The sequence below is a fragment of the uncultured Phascolarctobacterium sp. genome, from assembly GCF_958349595.1.
Lineage (GTDB): Bacteria > Bacillota > Negativicutes > Acidaminococcales > Acidaminococcaceae > Phascolarctobacterium.
Genome location: NZ_CATWDQ010000014.1, coordinates 13,855 through 34,287, shown reverse-complemented (window position 1 = coordinate 34,287; position 20,433 = coordinate 13,855). Strand labels below are relative to the sequence as shown.

Annotated in this window: 16 protein-coding genes; 7 read left to right on the top strand and 9 right to left on the bottom strand. The window is 52.9% G+C overall.

The genetic code is table 11. The features are described from left to right. The first annotated feature begins 10 nt into the window (after positions 1-10). The 5 genes from Q4G98_RS09810 (at position 11) to Q4G98_RS09790 (ending at position 6,315) form a co-directional block, all read left to right on the top strand. On the top strand, positions 11-1,219 hold the full coding sequence (locus Q4G98_RS09810) for an FtsW/RodA/SpoVE family cell cycle protein (RefSeq protein ID WP_298565877.1): 1,209 nt from the start codon (positions 11-13) through the stop codon (positions 1,217-1,219). Next, entirely contained in the window at positions 1,219-3,237 is a 2,019-nt protein-coding gene (locus Q4G98_RS09805; protein WP_298565879.1) for a penicillin-binding protein, read from the top strand. Before Q4G98_RS09810 ends, Q4G98_RS09805 begins: the two co-directional genes overlap by 1 nt. A 112-nt stretch (positions 3,238-3,349) precedes the next feature. Beyond that, on the top strand, positions 3,350-5,020 hold the full coding sequence (locus Q4G98_RS09800; protein ID WP_177560012.1) for a formate--tetrahydrofolate ligase: 1,671 nt from the start codon (positions 3,350-3,352) through the stop codon (positions 5,018-5,020). Between the two features lie 14 nt (positions 5,021-5,034). Then, a complete protein-coding gene (locus tag Q4G98_RS09795; RefSeq protein ID WP_293661706.1) occupies positions 5,035-5,865 on the top strand; it encodes a bifunctional 5,10-methylenetetrahydrofolate dehydrogenase/5,10-methenyltetrahydrofolate cyclohydrolase in 831 nt (276 codons plus the stop codon). A gap of 18 nt (positions 5,866-5,883) precedes the next feature. Continuing rightward, complete coding sequence (locus tag Q4G98_RS09790) at positions 5,884-6,315, top strand: VanZ family protein (RefSeq protein WP_298565884.1); 432 nt, start codon at positions 5,884-5,886, stop codon at positions 6,313-6,315. 138 nt (positions 6,316-6,453) lie between these two features. Here the strand turns inward: Q4G98_RS09790 and Q4G98_RS09785 are convergent, their stop codons facing one another. The 6 genes from Q4G98_RS09785 to Q4G98_RS09760 form a co-directional block, all read right to left on the bottom strand. After that, the gene (locus Q4G98_RS09785) at positions 6,454-10,314 is read right to left on the bottom strand and encodes a PAS domain-containing protein (RefSeq protein WP_298565888.1); all 3,861 of its coding nucleotides are present in this window, start codon (positions 10,312-10,314) and stop codon (positions 6,454-6,456) included. Positions 10,315-10,518: 204 nt separating this feature from the next. After that, positions 10,519-11,124, bottom strand: a complete 606-nt coding sequence (locus Q4G98_RS09780) for a pentapeptide repeat-containing protein (protein WP_298565891.1) — start codon at positions 11,122-11,124, stop codon at positions 10,519-10,521. 108 nt (positions 11,125-11,232) lie between these two features. Next, positions 11,233-11,760 (bottom strand): 2-oxoacid:acceptor oxidoreductase family protein, encoded by a 528-nt coding sequence (locus Q4G98_RS09775; protein ID WP_298565895.1) that lies wholly within the window; start codon positions 11,758-11,760, stop codon positions 11,233-11,235. A 2-nt stretch (positions 11,761-11,762) separates the two neighbouring features. After that, positions 11,763-12,584 (bottom strand): thiamine pyrophosphate-dependent enzyme, encoded by an 822-nt coding sequence (locus tag Q4G98_RS09770; protein WP_177560095.1) that lies wholly within the window; start codon positions 12,582-12,584, stop codon positions 11,763-11,765. A gap of 26 nt (positions 12,585-12,610) precedes the next feature. Continuing rightward, positions 12,611-13,747 (bottom strand): 2-oxoacid:acceptor oxidoreductase subunit alpha, encoded by a 1,137-nt coding sequence (locus Q4G98_RS09765; RefSeq protein ID WP_293545539.1) that lies wholly within the window; start codon positions 13,745-13,747, stop codon positions 12,611-12,613. A gap of 18 nt (positions 13,748-13,765) precedes the next feature. Further along, positions 13,766-13,948: a 4Fe-4S binding protein gene (locus Q4G98_RS09760; RefSeq protein ID WP_021719091.1), complete on the bottom strand. Its 183-nt coding sequence runs from the start codon at positions 13,946-13,948 to the stop codon at positions 13,766-13,768. Positions 13,949-14,221: 273 nt separating this feature from the next. On the opposite strand from Q4G98_RS09760, the gene Q4G98_RS09755 reads away from it, so the two are divergent. Further along, entirely contained in the window at positions 14,222-14,890 is a 669-nt protein-coding gene (locus Q4G98_RS09755) for a TetR family transcriptional regulator (protein ID WP_293661717.1), read from the top strand. Between the two features lie 32 nt (positions 14,891-14,922). Next, positions 14,923-17,340: a PAS domain-containing hybrid sensor histidine kinase/response regulator gene (locus Q4G98_RS09750; RefSeq protein ID WP_298565903.1), complete on the top strand. Its 2,418-nt coding sequence runs from the start codon at positions 14,923-14,925 to the stop codon at positions 17,338-17,340. Between the two features lie 77 nt (positions 17,341-17,417). Here the strand turns inward: Q4G98_RS09750 and Q4G98_RS09745 are convergent, their stop codons facing one another. The 3 genes from Q4G98_RS09745 to Q4G98_RS09735 all read right to left on the bottom strand — a co-directional run bounded on the left by Q4G98_RS09745 (position 17,418) and on the right by Q4G98_RS09735 (position 20,381). After that, entirely contained in the window at positions 17,418-18,182 is a 765-nt protein-coding gene (locus Q4G98_RS09745; protein WP_298565904.1) for an ABC transporter ATP-binding protein, read from the bottom strand. A gap of 78 nt (positions 18,183-18,260) precedes the next feature. Then, positions 18,261-19,313 (bottom strand): iron ABC transporter permease, encoded by a 1,053-nt coding sequence (locus tag Q4G98_RS09740; protein WP_293661723.1) that lies wholly within the window; start codon positions 19,311-19,313, stop codon positions 18,261-18,263. Between the two features lie 12 nt (positions 19,314-19,325). After that, positions 19,326-20,381, bottom strand: a complete 1,056-nt coding sequence (locus Q4G98_RS09735; RefSeq protein WP_298565907.1) for an ABC transporter substrate-binding protein — start codon at positions 20,379-20,381, stop codon at positions 19,326-19,328. Positions 20,382-20,433: the final 52 nt, after the last annotated feature.

Genomic DNA, 20,433 nt, shown 5'->3' with positions numbered 1-20,433 from the left:
AGAGGCTGTTATGCAGAAAAGATTTTTGATCTGGGATAATCCCAAGGATGCGATCATCAGCCTGACTTTGCTGCTGATGCTCGTGGGCTGTATCAATGTGTTCAGCGCCAGCTTTGTCGAAGCGCGCGATATGTTTGAGGACGGCTATTATTATTTGAAGCGTTATCTGATTTTTGGCGCGGCCGGACTGGTGCTGATGCTGTGGCTGGGTTTTCGTGCGCCTTCGTACAAGACCTGGCTCAATGACTTCTGGCTGAAGGCAGTTTATTTCGGCGTTGGCAGTCTGCTGCTTTTGGTAGACTTGATCGGTACGACGAATAAAGGCGCGCAGCGCTGGTTGTATGTAGGCGGTATTTCAATCCAGCCGTCAGAGCTGGCGAAGATCGCTGTGATCCTGCTGGGCGCGGCCCTGCTGGGTGAAATGCTGCGTAAACGTCAGCCGATCAGCCTGCTGAATAAGGATACCGTCTGGCCTTTCGTAGGTACAGTGATCTACGGCATTCTGGTTTTGAAACAGCCGGATATGGGCACGGCCGCTATTATCGTGGCGCTGATGGTGGGGTTATACATCCTGGCCGGCCTGCATCTGCGGGAGGTATTTGGCCTGCTGGGCATTTTGGGCGCGGTAGCAGTGGCGGGGGCGATCATGGCTCCTTACCGTCTGCAGCGGATCAAGGTGTGGCTGGACCCGTGGAGCGACGAGGCCAATACGGGTTATCAGATGGTGCAGTCGTTGATGTCGATCGGCAGCGGCGGTTTGACCGGCTTGCCGTGGGGACAGGGCAGCGGCAAGTTTTTTTATCTGCCGGAAGCGCATACGGATTTTGCTTTTGCTATTTTTTGTCAGGAATGGGGCCTGTTGGGCGCGGCGATCCTGATCACGGTGTTTTTACTGCTGGCGGCGGCCTTTTTCCGCATTGCCATGCATACTAAAGATGAACAGGGCTTTATCCTGGTTTCGGGCGTCAGCCTGCTGATCGTGGGCCAGGCCGTAGCCAATATGGCGATGGTCTGCGGGCTGCTGCCGGTCATCGGCGTGCCGCTGTCCTTTATCAGCTATGGCGGTACTTCGATGCTGATCACGCTGGCCTCGATCGGGCTGGTCCTTTCTGTGTACCGTGACGAGTGTAAACGCGAGAAGCTGGAGCGGCTGTCGCCTGATACCCGCCGGACGCAGATGCGTGTCGTTTCGCCCGGTGTGGGGAGGTGGCAGCGCTGATGAAAAAGTTTTCGCTGCAAAACGGTAAAAAACGTTTTGCTATTATCGGCCTGCTGATCTTTATGGGCTTTGGAACGGTATTTCTGCGGCTGATCTGGCTGCAGGTGATCCAAAACGAGGAGCTGGCCAAGCGTGCGGCTAATCAGGTCACGGGCAAGGTCACCAAATATTCGCCCCGCGGGGCTATTTTGGACTGCAACGGCGAAGAGCTGGCAGTCAGCATCATGTCCAAGTCTTTGTATGTCGACCCGGTCGAGATGCAGGACAACCCGACGAAAAAAGGCGAAAAGCCGGAGCGGGACGTCAAGCGTCTGGCGGCTGATCTGCTGGCCGGCGTCCTGCAGATGAAGGCGGACGAATTGTATGCCGATTTTACCACTGAAGCCCGCTTTATCTGGCTCAAACGGACAATGGAGCCGAAGGATGCGGCAGAGGTAGAACGGATCATTCGGGAGAACAAGCTGCCGGGGCTGCATTTTTTAGAAGAAAGCAAACGTTATTATACAAAAAAATCAATGGCGGCCCAGGTACTTGGTTTCGTCGGTACGGACGATAACGGCCTCAGCGGGATCGAGCTGGCGCTGGATTCGGTCGTAAAGGGTGCGGAAACGCAGCAGCAGGAGGTCGTCGACGCGCTGGGACGCCCCATGGGCGACAGCGGTTTCAATAAAGCCAGGCCGCAGAAGATGGCTTCCGTCTATCTGACTTTGGACAGCAAGATCCAGTTTGTGCTGGAGGACGCGCTGGATAAAGCGATGAAGGATACCAAAGCCGCCAGTGCGGCAGTCATTCTGATGGACCCGAATACGGGCGCGATCCTGGGTATGGCCAACAGGCCCAGCTTTGACCCGAATACTTTTTATAAATTCCCGGCGACCAGCTGGACTAACCGTGCGATCTCGACTATTTACGAACCGGGTTCGGTTTTTAAACCGATCGTAGGCGTGATGGGACTGACGGAAAAGATCATTACACCGACGACGATGATCAACGATACAGGCAGTATCAGGATCGCCGACCGGACGATCCGCAACTGGGACGGCGAAGGCATGGGACTGGTCCCGTTTCAGGACGTTATTAAATTTTCGATTAATACAGGCATGGTGCAGCTGGGTATGCAGCTGGGCGCGCAGCGCATGATCGATTACAGCAAAAAATTCGGTTTCGGCAGTGTGACCGGAGTAGAGCTGCCGGGTGAAGAAGAAGGCATCCTCTACGACCCTGAGCAGATGTATCAGCCGGATATCGCGACCATGTCGATCGGTCAGGGCATTGCCGTAACGCCGCTGCAGATGCTGCGCGCGATCTGCGCTATCGCTAACGGCGGCGAGCTTTTGCAGCCGTATATCATCGATAAGATCGTGATGCCGGACGGACGGGTCCTGCGTCAGGGCCAGAAAAAAGTTGTACGCCGGGTGATGAGTGAGGAAGTTGCCAACCAGATGCGCGGCATGATGGAGCAGGTAGTAGCCAGCGGCGGCGGTAAAGCCGCCAGTATCAAGGGCTACCGCATCGCCGGCAAGACAGGTACAGCTGAAAAGCTGGCCGAAACAGGCGGCTATGCGGCCGGTAAATATATTGCTTCCTTCGTAGGCTTTGTACCTGCCGATAAGCCGCAGTATGCGATGCTGATTATGCTGGATACGCCGCAGGGCGCTTTTTACGGTTCGCAGGTTTCGGCACCGGTCTTCCGCGATACGCTGCAGCAGATCCTTGTGGCCAAGGGCATCCAGCCCAGCAGCAGCGAGGGACTGCCGTCTTTTGAGCAGCATGCCAAACCGGGCGCGGTGATCTCTAATGTTCCGGCGCCTGAAAAAATGCCGCAGATGGAGATCATGGCTGACGGTAAGATCAAAGTGCCGGATTTCAGCGGCCTGGATATGCGGCAGACGGCCGAGCTGATCCAGCAGGGACGTCTGGTGCTGGTGCCGCATGGCAGCGGCAGGGCCCGCAGGCAGTCGCAGCCGCCGGGGACAGTGGTCGCCGAAGGAACGAAGCTGGAGATCTGGTTTGAATAAAAACAGTGTATGTATACATAAGGATGCTGTCAGGGCAGCAGGAAAAAAGCTGTCGGCACAGAAGATATACAAGATGGTTCACATGTATAAGTGAAGAGGAGGGCGTTTATTTATGTTATCTGATATTGAAATTGCTCAGCAGGCCAAAATGCTGCCGATCACGGAGGTCGCCGCCAAGCTTGGTATCGGCGAGGAAGACATTGAAATGTATGGCCGTTACAAGGCCAAATTATCTATGGACCTGATCCGCCGGCTGGAAGACAAACCGGCAGGCAAGCTGGTTCTGGTAACGGCTATCACGCCTACGCCGGCAGGCGAGGGCAAGTCGACTACCACCGTAGGTCTGGCCCAGGGACTGGCCAAGATCGATAAAAGCGTTATCGTGGCGCTGCGCGAGCCTTCACTGGGTCCCTGCATGGGCGTCAAGGGCGGCGCTGCCGGCGGCGGTTATTCCCAGGTCGTGCCGATGGAAGACATCAACCTGCATTTTACCGGCGATTTTCATGCGATCACTTCCGCGCATATGCTGTTGTCCGCCATGGTCGATAACCATGTGCAGCAGGGCAACGCTCTCAATATCGACCCGCGCCGGATCGTCTGGAAACGCGTTGTCGATATGAATGACCGTGAGCTGCGCAATATCGTGGTCGGACTGGGCGGTAAAGCGCATGGCGTACCGCGTCAGGACGGTTTTGACATTACCGTTGCTTCCGAAGTCATGGCTATTTTGTGCCTGGCCAGCAGTCTGCATGATTTGAAAGAACGTTTGAGCAGGATCATCGTTGCTTATGACTATAACGGTAAGCCTGTCACCGCCGGGCAGATCAAAGCCCACGGCGCGATGGCGGCCCTGTTGAAGGATGCGGTGAAACCGAATCTGGTGCAGACGCTGGAAAACGTGCCGGCGATCATCCACGGCGGCCCCTTTGCCAATATCGCCCACGGCTGCAACAGCGTCATGGCTACCAAAACGGCGATGAAGCTGGCGGACTACACGATCACGGAAGCAGGCTTCGGCGCTGATCTGGGTGCGGAAAAATTCTTTGACATCAAATGCCGTTATGCCGGCCTGAAACCGGACGCAGTAGTGCTGGTCGCAACTGTACGCGCCCTGAAGATGCACGGCGGCGTGCCGAAGACAGAATTGACTGTGCCGAATGTGGAAGCTGTGAAAAAAGGCATCGTCAATCTGGAAAAACATATCGAAAACATCAAAAAATTCGGCCTGCCTTTAGTGGTAGCCATCAATATTTTTGCGCAGGATACGCCGGAGGAGCTGGAAGCTGTACGCGCTCACTGCGCCGCACATGGCGTCAATGTGGCCTTGTCCGATGTCTTTGCCAAAGGCGGCGCCGGCGGCGTCGAGCTGGCGCAGGAAGTCGTGGCGCTGGCCGAAAGCGGCAAGGCAGACTTTGCCCCGATCTATGCTTCCGAGCTGCCGCTGAAAGAAAAGATCGCTGCTGTGGCGCGCGAGATCTATGGCGCCGGCGATGTAGTTTATGCCAAAGAAGCAGAGACGGCTTTGAAGGATTTTGAAAGTCTGGGCTATGGTAACCTGCCGATCTGTATGGCTAAGACCCAGTATTCGTTCTCGGATGATCCGACCTTGCTCGGGCGTCCCAGCGGTTTCACCATGACGATCAAAAATTGCAGGATCTCTGCCGGCGCAGGCTTTGTAGTCGTGCTGACCGGCGATATCATGACGATGCCGGGACTGCCAAAGGTGCCGGCAGCAGAGAAAATCGATGTCAGCGATGACGGCGTCATCAGCGGCTTGTTTTAAGGAGAGTTGCAGCGATGAAAACTTTGTTGATGAAGGGCAAACCCGTTGCCGATGCTTACAGAGAAATTATTTCAGCCAAGATCGCGGCCGCCAGGGCCAAAGGCGTCAAGGTGACGCTGGCGATCATTGTAGTCGGCGATGACCCGGCTTCGCATGTTTATAAGGACCGGCTGGTCAAGCTGGTCGAAAGTCTGGGCGGTGAGGCCAAGGTGCTGGAGCTGCCGGAAACAGCGACCCAGGATGAGGTCATTGCCATGATCAAAAGACTCAACCATAACCGCTATGTTACAGGTATCCTGCCGATGATGCCGATGCCGAAGCATATCGACGGCGATGCTGTTGGTGCGATCATTACCACGAGCAAAGATGTGGACTGTCTCAATCCCAAGAGCGTCGGCGAAGTCTTTTTGGGACGCAGCCGCTGGGCTCCGTGTACGCCGCGGGCCTGTATGGCTACGCTGGCCCATTACGGGATCGAACTCAAAGGTAAGAACGTCGTCGTTGTCGGCCGCAGCAATGTAGTGGGCAAGCCGGTAGCGCTGCTGCTTCTGCAGGAGCATGCTACAGTAACTGTCTGCCATTCGAAGACGAAGGATCTGGCCGGTATTTTAAAAACTGCCGATGTGATCGTGGCGGCTGTGGGCGTGCCTGCTTTCATTAAACCGGAAATGGTCAAAAAAGGTGTCGTGATCGTCGATGTAGGCATCAATGCTGTCGAAGGCGGACTGGTCGGCGACGTAGATCCTGCTGCCTGCGCTAAAGCCGGCGCGTTCACGCCTGTGCCCGGCGGTATCGGCGTCGTCAGCAATATGATGGTCATGGACATGCTCAGCAGAAATTTATAAGGCGAGGTAAGTAAGACCGTGAAAAGATTTGTATGGCTGCTTTTACTGGTCGTTTTTGTAGCGTTTATTTTCTATAATTCTTCCATGCCGGCGGCTGAATCGCACCGGGCCAGCGAACTGGTCGGCTCGATCCTGACCGGTATGGGCAAATGGTTCGGCATCGATGTGCCGCAGCAGAATTTGGATCATAACATCCGCAAGCTGGCGCACTTTTTGGAGTTTGCCCTGCTGGGAGTGATCCTCTGCAATGTTTATGCCGCCTTTGGCGTCATCCACCGGACGGCGACCGGCTATATTCTGTTTTTGGGACTGGCGGTAGCCGTGACCGACGAATACATCCAGCTGCACGCGCCGGGACGCAGCGCTTTGGTGACGGATGTGATCCTGGATTTTTCCGGCGTCTTCTTTATCTGGCTGACACGTGAGGTGTGGAGCTGGGCCAAGCGTTAGCAGGTTATAAAAAAACACTGTTACGTTTTGCGTAACAGTGTTTTTTTCATTTTTTTAGATCTTTATTAGTTTCAAGCCCCAAAACAACCCGCTGTGAAATTTACTTCACAGCGGGCGTTGTATTTTTGGGTATTCAGTTCAGCGCAGATACGCTGCCAGCGTTTCGTACAGCTTCTGCGGGTCGATCGGTTTGGCAACGTGCGCATTCATACCGGCGGCCAGCGCGTTTTTGATGTCTTCGGCAAAAGCGTTGGCAGTCATGGCAATGACTGGGACCGTTGCTGCCTGTGGATGCTGGCTGCAGCGGATAGCTTTGGCTGCTTCGTAACCGTTCATGACCGGCATCTGAATGTCCATCAGGATCGCGTCGAAGCTGCCCGGCGCGGAAGCATTAAAGAGTTCTACGCCCTGCGCGCCATTTTCAGCAATGGTAACAGCTGCTCCTGTTTTTTCCAGGATCAGTTCTGCTACTTTTTGATTGATCGGATGATCTTCTACCAGCAGAAAAGATTTGCCTGTAAAGTCAAAGTCGGCGCTGCCGGGGAGCTGGGCCGTTTTTTCTACCGTGACGGCGGCAGCAGTATCAAAATGCAGCGGCAGCGTGACGGTAAAGGTAGTTCCCTCGCCGTGCTGGCTGGCAACGGAGATCGTACCGCCTTTGTAGTCGACGATATTCTTGACGATGGCCAGTCCCAGGCCGGAACCTTCGATATGCCTGCTGACAACGTCGCTGCTGCGGTAGAAGGGTTCAAACAGCTGCGGCAGGCTGGCGCTGTCGATGCCGATCCCGGTATCGCTGATCGCAAACTGATACCAGCCGATCCGGTCGCTGGTAGGCGGCAGTTCGCGGACGCTGAAGGTGACTGTGCCGCCCGGCGGTGTGAATTTGCAGGCATTGCTGACAAGATTGTCCCAGATCCGCTGCAGCTGGGAGGTGTCGCCGAGACAGTTACAGTGCAGCAGATCGGTATCATGCAGGAAGTTAAGACCGTTTTTATCCATCAACAGCTGGTAACGGCTGCAGAACCTGTCTATTTCTACGGACAGGTTGAACGGGGCCTGCGCTGATTCCAGCTGGCCTTTTTCGATACGGCTCATGTCGAGGATGTCATTGATGAGCGTCAGCAGATGTGACGATGAGGTTTTGATGATTTCCAGATATTCGCAAAGCTGCTGACGGTTGTCAAGATTGCCCAGCGCCAGATCTGTCATGCCGATGATGGCATTCATAGGGGTGCGGATGTCGTGGCTCATGGCCGAGAGAAAATCGGTTTTGGCACGGTTGGCTTCCTGGGCCAGATCCAGCGCGTTTTGCAGCACGGACCGGGAATTTTTCTCGGCACTGATGATATCCGTAACATCACAGCGGACCAGGCAGATCGTATGGTGGCCTTCATCACCCCAGAGGACGTTGATCTGTTTGTGTTTTTCACTGCCGTTATTGGCAAGGTAAGGCAGCGTCAATTCATATCCCTGCGGTTTTTCGGCCAGTCTGCTGAGGATAACAGGCAGCGAGAATGACGCCGCCACACTTTCGTCAGCTGCTGCTTTAACATATGGAGCAGCAAGCTTTTGCAGCGCTTTGTTAAAATCTGAGCATTTATAAGGCGACAGGTTCTGCAGTACCGATCTGCGGGTGTACATCGTGAAATCTCTGGTCAGCAGATTGATGATGCTGAGCTGTTCAAAGGTATAGGCCAGCGTATTGAGCAGGGCCCGCTGCTCCCGTACATAGTCGGTAATATCGGCCCGGGCCATGCCGACCTTGTTTAAACGCTGATCGATCAGAAAGACGATCATATTTTTAGTATAGATATGTCCCTGCTCATCCTGCAGTGAATAATGGAAGGAATAAGAATTTTCCTGCTGCAGACGCCGCTGCATATTGACAGGATCAAACATTTGCAGACAGAATTCCCGGTCCTTGGGAACAGTGAATTCCTGCAGGAAAGCGACGATATTTTTGCTGTAGCTGCCCTGGTCAGGCGGCAGCAGGCTGGCTTTGCCGTTGGTGAAAAACAGCTGGTAGCTGTCATTGCTGAAGTCGCAGGCAGCAATAAAATCATAGTGGGCGTGCGCCAGGTGCATGGATACCTGCTCGTTGATCCGGGACTGCGTCATATCCAGGATGGAAAGGACGCCGATGGTATGACCGTTATCCGGCGATTCGATCATATTGATGACGCATTTCAGGTAACGGCCGCTGTTATCCTGCGGCATGCGGATAAAACATTCTACTTCCTGCCGGGTGATGCCCTGAGCAAATTTTTCCAGCAGCGGCGCATTGAGAAATTTACTGAGGAAAAGCTGCTGTTCCTGCGCGTCTTCGATCAGTGAAGACAGCCCTTTGAAAAAGGCCTGCCGCTCAAAACCGAATTTTTGCAGTGGATCGATACCTGTTTTATCGTAAATGCGCAGGATCCTGTTGGCTGTTATATCACAGTAACCGCTGAGGATCTCGTTCGAGAGCGGATAATTTTGCTGGCGCAGTAAAATATCATTATATTTTTGCCGCAGTTTGCTTTGAGATTCTATTTCTTTGGTAATATCGCTGTACACGGCGTAAACGAGAGGTGATCCGTTCTGGCGGATAATAAGCGAAGAATTGTTTTTGACCCAGATATAGCCGCCGTCTTTTTTGCGCAGCCTGTAAATGCTTTCGCAGGTATCCAGATGTTTGTTAAGATGGCTGCACAGTCTGGTCAGGCAATAGTCTACGTCATCGGGATGAACGCCTGCTAAAGCGTCGTTTTGATAAAGCGCATAGGCTTCGTCCAACGACATGCCGGTCATAGCGGCAAAGCCGTCGGAAAGATATTCGGGGATCATCCTTCTGGCTGCAGGATCGAAATGCAGCATGGCGATGCCTCCCGGCAGGTTATGGACAAGCGTCTGATAAAATTGCTCCAGCTGGTCGGCTTTGCGCGAGGCTGATATTTTATCAGTGATATCGTTGACGAAAAGGGTATAGGCGGGCATACCGTTCCAGACGAGCTCTTTAGCGCGGAGCTCATAGCTTTTGCCGTTGGGGAAGGTGAGCTCCTGCGGTGTGCCGATGTTTTTGCTGTCGGTCAGGGGGCAAAAGTCGCAGGGCTGCTGCTGATCGTGCAGGGCTGTGTAACACTTCTCACCCCAGAGATTACTTTTACCTGCCAAAAAGAGCTCTGTATTTTCGTTGTAGTACAGCAGGTCGTAGTTCGTTTTGTCAATAACATAGATGCCCTGGGCCGCTTCGTTGCTGATCTGCTGAAAAAGCTTGGCTTCTTCGGACATACCGGTAAAAACAGCGTAAAAAATGCCGTTGATGGCTTTGCCGTTTAAACGTATCCATTCAAGCGTCTGCTTTTTGCTGTTGATCCTGTAAGAAAGATCGATCGTTTCACTACTGGTGAACATATGCTGGAAAGCATTGTAAACCCGGTGATAATCGTCTTTAAAGACCATGCTCCAGGGATTGGGGGCATAGCGCTGCAGATCGGCAGCATCACTGCAGCCGAAAAGTCTGGCGACGCCGTCGGAACAAAGCAGGCGCTGCGGGTTCTGCGGATCAGTAAAATCATAGGCGGCGATACCGCCGGGGATAGAATTGATAACGTGGGCCAGCTCTTCCTGAGACTGTTTGAAGGCGGAGATATTGTGGAACACACATTGCAGCAGGGGATAACCGCCGTCATCGCCGATTTTTTTGGCATAGACATTGACCCAGACGATATGGCCGTCACGGTGCTGTTTGCGGAAATCGAAACTGACAGCGGTATTAGCAGCCAGCGCTGCACGGATCTTGCCGACGACCATCTCGGTATCTTCATGATAGGTGAGGTTGGCTGCATCCTGTTTGATGAGCTGTTCGTATTCTGCACGGTCATAACCCGAAAGCTCGGGAACGCCGTCAGAGTAATAAACCGTTTCGAAGATATCGGAGACTTTATAAATTGCGACGCCGCCGGGAATAGCGTTAATGATATCCTGGGCGTTTATTTTTGTGTCAAAGCGTTCCATGGCAGAACCTCCCCTTTGATGCAAGAATGACAATAAATGATCTTTGATATTAAAATTATAGCATTTTTTAAAAAATATAAAAATAAAAAGCTGAAAATATTAATTAATAAAAATATAAAAACCGGATCGCTGTTATTTTTTGCAGCAGTAATCCGGTTTTTTAGTGTTGCTTGGGTGAAAATCAAAATCAAGCCTGCCGGGAATTTAAACTATCTTGATACCCAGTAGTCTGGCAATGTCAGCGGCCTGCAGTAAATTGATCTGCATGCCCCGCAGTTCTTTGAAGGTTTCCGAAACAGTAATACCGTCGATTTTGCAGTCTGAAAAATCAAGGTCTTTGAGCGGTGTTTTAAAGAAATCGGCGCCGCTGAAAACAGAAGCTGCCAAAGTAAGTTTTTTCAGGCGTACTTCGGCCCAGAAGGATTCTTTGAAAGAGCAGTTGCTGACGGCAGAGTTTTCCCATTGTGATTTGGAGAAATTGGCATAAGCAAAGGAACTGTCACGCAAGGTCAATTCCTTGCAGCAGCTTTGCGAGAAATCGGCGCCGTTGCCGCGGCTGTCAGTGATAGTGACTTGTTTCCAAAAGCTTTCACTGAAATTACAGTTGGAAAAATCACAGTTTTTTATAGTGACTGATAAAAAGCGTGATTGTGAGAAATCACAGCGTGTAAAGCGGCATTTGCTGAACTGGACGTTGTGAAAAATGATTTTACTGAGGTCTTCGTTATTCAGGGTTTCGTCATTGAAAGACATATCGGCGATCTGGCCGTCGTCTTCGCTGCGAGATGCAATAAGTTGTTGGGTTAACATGTTTTTACCTCGTAATGTTGATGTGTAGATTACTGCTAGAGCACATAAGGAACCACAGCGCGCAAAAATCCCCGGCATATCAGCGATAATGCCGGGGATCACAGCAGTTTATTTAATTAGATCCATGCCGACCTGCAGGGCCTGTTTATTTTTTTCTTCAGTGCCTTTCGGTACACGGTTCAAAACGGCTTTGACCAGCGATTCCTCGCTGACGATGCCGGTCAGTCTGACCAGCGCGCCCAGGGCGATGATGTTGGCAAAAAGCGCTTTGCCCAGCACTTCTTTAGCGCTGTGGGTGATCGGCAGCTCGTAGACTTTGCCGCCGAAGTCGGGCACTTCGCTGACGAACAGACTGTCGGTAACGATGATGCTGTCAGCTGTCAGATCGTGCGAGTATTTGGTAGCCGCTTCCTGGCTCATAGCGAGCAGCAGGTTCGGGTCGGTGACCTTCGGGAAGTGGATCGCTTCGTCGGAGATGATGACCTCGGCTTTAGATGCGCCGCCGCGGGCTTCCGGGCCATAGGACTGGGACTGGATCGCCAGTTTGCCGTCTAAAAGCGCTGCTTCAGCCAGAATGATGCCGGCCAGGATCAGGCCCTGACCGCCGGTGCCGGATAAACGTAATTCCTGTTTCATGATTATTTACCTCCCTGCGCTCTGGCGATCAGCTCGTCGTAGGCGGCTGTGTATTCTTGTCTGCCTTCGGCCTGATAGAGTACGCCGATGGGGAATTTGCCCTCTTTTTGTTCGTCGGTCATTTTCTCCCAGGCTGCCAGCGGTACTGCATGGTCGCGCTGCCATTTCATCATGTCGGCCGGACCGCCCATTTTGTTCTGGCGTCCAAAGGAGATGGGGCAGGCCGTTACTGCTTCGATGAGGCTGAAGCCTTTATGCTCGATGCCTTTGGCGATCAGGTCAACGAGGATCTGGGCATGGAAAGTAGTGCCGCGGGCGACGAAGGTCGCGCCGGCTGCTTTTACCAGCTCGGCTACGTTGAAGTCCTGCTCGATCGTTGCATAAGGAGCGGTAGTTGCCTTGGAGCCGTGCGGCGTCAAAGGCGAATACTGGCCGCCGGTCATGCCGTAGATGCTGTTGTTGTACAGCACTACCGTCATGTCGATGTTGCGGCGGGCAGCGTGGATCAGGTGGTTGCCGCCGATAGCGGTGGCGTCGCCGTCGCCGGTAACGACGATCACAGTCAGGCTGGGGTCAGCCAGCTTGACGCCGGTTGCTACCGGCAAAGCGCGTCCATGTGCCGAATGGACGGTGTTGAAATCTAAATAACCGGAGGCACGGCTGCTGCAGCCGATGCCGGAAATAACGGCTACGTTGTCTTTATCAAGGTCCAGCTTGGCAACTGCCTTTACAATAGTGCCGGTAACGACGCCGTTGCCGCAGCCGGGGCACCAGATATGAGGCAGGCGGCCCGGACGGAAATATTTATCGATCATTGCTTCCATGTTCATAATCTAATCTCCTCTCCTTCTCAGGCCATAGCCTTTTTGATCTCAGCTAAAAGCTGGGCGGGGGTGGCCGGTTCGTTGTCGTATTTGGCGTACAGCGCAACGGGGACCTTCCCGGCGACGACGCGTTCTACTTCCAGTACGTACTGGCCATAGTTCAGCTCGTGCACCAAAATGCCTTTGACCCTGGAGGCCAGTTCCCTGATCTGTTTATCAGCCAGCGGCCAGATGGTGATCGGGCGCATCAGGCCGACCTTGAGGCCTTCTTTGCGTGCCATATCGACAGCTTCGTAAGCGGTACGGGCGCCGCCGCCGAAAGCGATCACGGCATATTCCGCGTCTTCCATTTTATAGTTTTCGACCTGGACGATGTCGTCCAGATTGTTGTAAAGCTTGTCGTGCTGACGGTTGGTAGCGGCCAGGGTAGCTGCTGGGGTACCCTTCGGGAAGCCGGTCTCGTCATGGACCAGGCCGGTAACGTGCCAGCGGTAGCCGCTGCCGAAAGCGGGCATGGCCGGAACCAGGCTGTCGTCGGTAGCATAAGCTTTAAAGTCTTCCGGTTTGCAGTCAGGCTGTTTGCGTTCGGCCTGCGGGATCTCGCTGTAGTCGTCGGGCAGTTCGATTTTTTCGCGCATATGGCCGATGACTTCGTCCATCAGCAGGATAACGGGCACACGATATTTTTCGCTGAGGGCGTAAGCGCGCAGCGTCAGTTCAAAGCATTCGGGCACGCTGGCCGGGGTCAGGGCAATGAGCCAGTGGTCGCCGTGGGTGCCCCAGCGGGCCTGCATCAGGTCGCCCTGGGAAGGCGAGGTAGGCTGGCCGGTAGACGGGCCTACGCGCTGCACGTTGACGATGACCAGAGGGATCTCGGCCATGCAGGCATAACCGATCAGCTCCTGTTTTAAAGAAAAGCCGGGGCCGCTGGTGGCGGTCATAACTTTTTTGCCGGTCAAAGACGCGCCGATGACAGCGCCCATGGAAGCGATCTCATCTTCCATCTGGATGAATTTGCCGCCGACGAGGGGCAGACGTTCAGCCAGGGATTCGGCTACTTCGGTAGACGGCGTGATCGGATAGCCGCCGAAAAATTTTACACCGGCAGCGATGGCGCCTTCGACCACTGCCTGGTTGCCTTGTAACAAAAGGATCTTGGACATGATTTCAACTCCTCCGTTTTACTTTTCTACAAAAATTGCAAAGTCAGGGCAGCGTGTTTCGCACTGGCCGCATTGGATGCATTTGTCCTCGGCGACCACCTCTACTTTTTCGATCTCACTGATCGCCAAAACCTGTTTGGGGCAAAATGCTACGCAGATGCCGCAGCCTTTGCAGCGGTTGGTATGGACCTTAAGACTCATAATCGCGACCTCCTTCTTTCTTTAAACTATCCGCCGCTGGCGGAAGCAAAATGATTAGAAAAAATAAATAATAGTTTTCTGTGATTTCAACTCTATTATATAGGAAAGCTCCGGGGATATAAACCCCCAAAAGTGTGAAAAAATAAATTAACTGATTTTTTAATGGACTAAAGCGAAGTTTGGTAAGATAAATTTGTAAAGTTCGTCTAAAAAACTTATAATATATATAATAATTGGGAAAATAGAAATATTTACTGAAAGGAAGTTTGATTTATGCGCGAAATAGACAAGGCCTTACCCAAAGATCAGAGGATACTGCTGGCTGCAGAGGACGTTTTCAGCCGCCGCGGTTATGTGCAGGCGACACTGGACGAGATCATTGCGCTTGCTGATACCGGTAAGGGCACGGTCTATAAATATTTCGGCAATAAGGATAACCTGTTTTATACGCTGGTCGCCGGTAAGATCGAACCGTTCATGCAGGCGCTGCAGAAGATCGTGGAGTCGCAGGCAGACACTAAGGAAAAGATCAGGCGCTATATGCTGGAACTGCTGACGTTCCTGCGGGAAAATAAAGATCTGTACAGGATCCTCTGGTACGAGGTGAGCGGCAATCAGCGCGGCTTCCATCCGGTGATCCTGAATGACGGGTCCTGGGAAATGAGTTCGCTGTATGGCGATACCCTGTCAGAAGAAGAATATAACCGGATCTTACGTTATCGGAACCTGATCAGGGACCAGGTACAGTGCCTGGTCGCCATTATCAGTGAAAGTATGGAACAGGGCTTTATGAAATACGGACAGCCGACGGTCACGGCGCACCACCTGTTCGGCGGGGTGGCGATGTCGGTGCTGCATTATGTGGGTGATCAGGAATTTACCGACGCTGAACTGGCAGACCTGATCGTCGACAGGTTTTTGTATGGTCATGCTGTAAGATAACATTGGATTTGGCTGCGGAAGGGTGAGAAAGCTTGGAAAAGAAGCTTTTATTAGAACAATTCAACAGGGATTTTGCCGCCATGCAGCGGGGCATGATGCTGCAGTTCGACAAGCTGCCGCTGCCAGTGTACGTGCTGCGGGTGGAGGCTGACGCCAGCGGTCAGCCGCAGGATTTTATTTTTGTGTATGCCAACAGCGCCTGCGCTTCTTTTTTAGACATCGACGGCAAAAATTACCTGCTGGGAATGTCTTTCAGAGATGTTTGGAACGATAATGATGAAAGATGGTTCAATGTTTATAAGAAAACGGCGCTGGAGGGAATGACCCAGAATATTGAGGATTACAGTGCCAAATTAGGAAAATACCTTTCGGTAGACTGTTATCAGCCGGTGTACGGTTACTGTGGCTGTTTTATGCGCGATGTCACGAAGCGCAGGGATATGGAGCGGCAGCTGTACGAAGAAAAGGAACGCTACCGGGTAGCAATGGAAAGCAGTATCGACCTGCTCTTTGAATATGACATCAGGTCAAAAGTGATGTATTCCTGGAGCAGTATATCGGCTGAAAATTCTTTGGAAAAGACACAGCGCAGCTATATTCCCGACTATCTGTCTGTGGCGGTCAGGGAAAATCTGGTCGATCCAGCTGAACGGGCGGCGTGGCTGAGCCTGCTGAGCGGCGAGCGCAGCGGAGAAGCCCTGGAGATCAGGATGCGCCGCTACATTGATAAGCAGCTGGATACCAGGTGGTATCTGGTGCAGGCAACGACCGTTTATGGGCAGGGAGAGCCGGTGCGGGTCGTGGGCACGATGCGCGATATCGATGCCTGGAAACGGATGCAGCAGGAAAAGCAGCTGGTCGAAAGCCTGAATTATGAGATCAACTATGTATTGGGTGATATTTATTATGCCGTAGTCCATTTTGACCTGGATGCTGGCACTTATAATTTTGTGGAACTGACCGGGCAGAAATGCGTAGATTATCCGTATCACGGCACCTGCGAAGAATTTTTGGCCTATACCAGAGATGTCCTTCCCCGTGAGGACTGGCACAAATTCAGGCAGCGTTTCGATCTGCGGGAACTGCGCCGGGTCTTGACGAAAAATGGCGATAAGCTGGAAATGGAACTGCGCCGTAAAAACGGCGGGGGCTATAAATGGATCAGCCTGATGGTGTCCTATCTGCCGGATTACAGCGGCTCGAAAAAACAGCAGGCGGTCCTGGTGGCATGCTTTATTGACGAGGAACGCCGCCGTGAGATGGAGCAGCAGCAGGAACTGAAGGACGCGTTAGTGGCGGCACATACTGCCAACGAAGCCAAAAGCGCTTTCCTGTCGCAGATGAGCCACGACATCCGCACGCCGATGAATGCCATTATCGGGATGACGACTATTGCCAGACAGAATATCGATAATAAAGCTAAAACGCTGGACTGCCTTGATAAAATAGGCAGGAGTTCGGCCCATTTGCTGGAGCTGATCAACAGTATTCTGAGTATGTCGAAGATCGAAAGCGGCAAGGTGATTTTAACAGATGATGAACTGAGCCTGCCGCAGCTGCTGGAGGATGTACTCACTATCATTCGCCCGATGGTGGGAAAGAAATGGCAGCAGCTGCAGCTGGAGCAGGCAGAACTGTTCCATCCAGAGGTTTTGGCTGACGGCACGCATATCAGGCAGATCCTGCTGAATATTTTGGGCAATGCGGTCAAGTATACCCCGGAAGGCGGCGAGATCATTTTAACTTTGCAGGAGCTGCCGTCGATGATACCGCAGCGGTCGCAGTATGTATTTACTGTCAGCGACAATGGGCGGGGGTTATCGGAGGAGCTGCTGCCGAAAATTTTTGATATGTTTGAGCGCGGCGAAGACAGCCGCACCAGTAAAATTGAAGGTACAGGCCTGGGACTGGCGATCTGTAAAAACCTGACGAATCTGATGGCGGGCACGATCGAAGCGGCCAACAGGCCGGAAGGCGGGGCCAGATTCACTTTGACGCTGCCTCTGCGCTGGCTGAGCGATGATGAAAGAAAACCTGCCGCTGCGGCCAGGCCGTTGGGCAGGAGCGATTTTACGGGCCGCAGGGTCCTGATCGTTGAAGATAACGACCTGAATATGGAGATCGCACTGGAATTTCTGCAAAGTCTGGGCGTGGTCTGTGAAGGGGCCGAGAATGGCCAGCGGGCGGTAGAAATGTTTGCCGCGTCGCTGCCGGGATATTACGAAATGATCCTGATGGATGTGCGGATGCCGGTGCTGAACGGCTACGAGGCGACCAGGGCCATTCGCAGGCTGGAGCGTGAAGATGCCCGGCAGATACCTATCGTGGCGATGACGGCCGACGCTTTTTCGTCGGATATCAAGATGGCCCTCAATGCGGGCATGAACGAGCATCTCAGCAAGCCGATCAGTATCGAACGACTGCAGGAAGTTCTGGGACAATGGCTGTGATGATGCAGTGAAAGAAATGGAATAAAGTTAAAAAACGCCCAACACCTGATCGTGTTGGGCGTTTTTGTCAGTTCTGCTCATTTCAGCAGACGGATATGCTTATAGCCGTCTGCAACGGTGATTTTAGTTTTGACGCCGTACATCGCGTCGATAGTTCCTTCCTGTAAAACTTCCTGAGCCTCACCATACGCAAAAACGCGAGTATCTTTAAGCATCAGGAGTTTGTCGCAAAACATTGAAGCCAGGTTCAGGTCGTGGATCGTCATGATAACAGAGAGCTGTCTGCTGTGTGCTAAAGCGGCGATCGTATGCAGGATAAACAGCTGATTGTGCAGGTCCAGACTGCTGGTCGGTTCGTCCAGAATGATGCAGCGGGGCTGCTGCGCCAAAGCACGCGCGATCAAGACCCGCTGCCGTTCACCGCCGCTTAAGGTATTCAGCGTGCGGAAAGCCAGCGCTTCCAGCTGCAGCTGTCGCAGAAGTTCAAAAACTACAGCCTGATCCTTCTCTGAATATTGCCTGGCGGCGTAGGGCAGGCGTCCCATCATGACGGTATCGATGACCCGCAGGGCAAAATAGTTGCCGGTGTATTGCGGCACATAGGCGATGATCCTGGCCAGTTCCCGGGCCGTAAGCGCGGCCAGATCCTGACCATCAAAGCAGACTGTGCCGCTGGCAGGCGTCAGCAGATGATCGATACATTTGATCAAGGTCGTTTTTCCGGTTCCGTTAGGTCCTAAAATACCAAGGATCTCTCCCTGCCGCACGGTCAGGGAAATATTATCGAGAATTTTTTTACCGGCGTCATAGCCGAAGGATAAATTACTGATTTCTAAACTCATAAAATGCTCCTGCTCATCAAAGCTGCAGGCTCGGATCGCCATTGCCTGCTCTAAGGGGATAAGTGTAAAAGAAAGACGTCATTCCAGCCCGCGGCCTTTGGCAAGGATCAGGTGAATGAACAGCGGCACGCCTAAAAAGGAGATGACGATGCCGACGGGAATGTTGACCGGATACAGGATCAGCTTGCCAACGGTGTCGGATGCCAGCAGCAGCAGTGCGCCTAAAACGGCCGCAAAGGGCAGGCAGAAGCGATGGCTGCTGCCGACGATAAAGCGCGCCATATGCGGGGCGATCAGCCCGACAAAGCCGATGACGCCGGTGAAGCTGATGATTGACGCCGTAAGGAAAACAGCAATCAGGCCGATCAGCGTGCGCAGACGTTCAGGGTCGATGCCCAGACTTTTGACAGTTTCATCGTCGCTGGCCGACATGGCGTTCAGCGGCAGGCAGTACAGCATCAGCGCTGCAAAGCAAAGCAGGGTGATGACGCCGGTGATGAGCACGCTGTCCCAGGCCGCGCGGTTGAAGGAACCGAAGGTCCATTGCACAACGGCTTCCAGCTTGTGCTCTTTGGCAAAAAATTCAATGGTAGCGGTCAGGGCGCTGAAAAAATAATTCAGGGCGATACCGACTAAAACAAGGGAGCTGGGCTTGACGCCGATCTGGCGCGAGATAGCGTAGACTACCAGGCCGCAACCGCAGGCAGCGGCAAACGCGCAGGTGATGATGCCAACGTCGCTGGTGAAAAACAGCCCAGAGCCGAAAACGATGCAGACGGAAGCACCGAAGGCTGCTGCTGACGAAATCCCCAGCGTGAACGGACTGACCAGATAATTGCGGGTGACAGACTGCATGACGGCGCCGGCAACGGCCAGTCCCACGCCTGCCAACAGCGCCAGCAGGATCCGCGGCAGCCGCAGCAGCAAGATGATCTTATTGACGGCGGCGTCCGGACCGCCGTTAAGTGTGCCGTCAGCCCAGCTGCGCAGGGCGTGCAGTGTTTGCCATGGTCCGGCGTTGTGCAGGCCGATAGTAGTGCAGCAGTAAGCGGCCAGCAGTGTCAGCAGCAAAGTGCCGCAGATCAGCAGATATTTTTTGCGTGTGTCTTGCGCGTAAGCTTTTTCTAACATAATACACCTCTGTCAATCAGTCAAAGCAAAAGGAGGGTCGGTGTGTCCGGGACGGTAGTCCAGATGCTGGTATTTGGTTACCCAGTCTTTAAAAACCTGCTCCGGGTGCAGGTCGGGCAAATATTCAGGATAAAGGAATTTGGCGATATACATGGTGCCGACCAGCTTGGACGCGCCGCCGTGGGCGTATTGAGAGAGAAGTAAGATTTTATCATTTTGTACGGCTTTGATAGCTGTCCAGCCGGGGCGCTCAACGAGTTCCTGATGCCGCTGCAGGAAATCAGCCGCTGTAGGCGGGATATATTTGGGATCGACACCGGCAGCGCCGACTTTGACGATAGCGTCTGGATTTTGCTGTACGACGGCCTCGATATTGATCTCCGTGCTTTTTGCATCACGAAAGATATTATCGGCATGGGCATATTCCAGCATCTCAAAAAAATAATCACCGGGAATAGTAGTGGTACCCCTGTTACGGTATTCGTAGTAAACAGTTTTTTTAGGAACATTTTTTAAAGCTGTTCTGATATACTGCAGTTTATCCTGAAAATAACTGATAAAGGCAGCTGCCTTCGCTTCCTGCTGAAAGATCTGTCCGGCCAAGGTATAAGTATGCTCAAACGCTGAGGTGTAATAAGCATCCATGACGATGACTCTGATGCCGAAGGGTTCCAACTTTTTAGCGGCATCCTGCCAGGCGCCGTTGCCGGTGAGGATCAGCAGCTGCGGCTGCAGTTCAATGATTTTTTCATAATTCAGGTCGTTCTGGCTTTTGCCGATGACTTGTTCTTTACTGAAAAATTCGCCGTAGGCCGCCTGATCCTGGTAGATGCCATAATCTACGCCGACTACTCTGTCTAAAACGCCGAGGGATTTGATGATCTCCATATTGTAGCGGTTGGCGACAGCGACTTTGGTAACCGTCTGGGGCAGACTCACCTGCCTGCCGATACTGTCGGTGATAACTGTATGCCTGTCAGAGTCTGCGTCCGTCGGATCATTGTTGCAGCCTGCGCATAGCAGCAGGCAGAAAATCAGCGGCAGGAACAGGATTTTTTTGATTAACATAGCGTTATTGCTCCTAAAACGAACTCAAGGAGATCGTATGATCTCCTTGGGA